A 204-nucleotide genomic window follows, 5' to 3' on the forward strand; every position below is an offset into this window, starting at 1 on the left:
CGATCGGCAAGGCCATCGCCAACACCCGTATGTACGTGCTGGATGCGCAGATGCAACCGGTGCCGCTGGGTGTGGTGGGTGAGCTGTTCATCGGCGGCGTACAAGTCGCCCGTGGTTATCTGAATCGCCCGGACCTGACTGCCGAACGCTTCCTCAAGGACCCGTTCAGCGAGGGTCGGCTGTATCGCACCGGGGACATCGGGC

The 204-nt window shown here is 63.7% G+C and carries 1 protein-coding gene; it reads left to right on the plus strand.

Annotation, left to right across the window (positions count from 1 at the left end; genetic code table 11):
- Positions 1-204: AMP-binding protein (locus ACW9H9_RS28990; protein WP_457346765.1), on the plus strand; the 204-nt coding region annotated here is incomplete at both ends.

It is taken from the genome of Pseudomonas sp. SDO5215_S409, assembly GCF_054071325.1.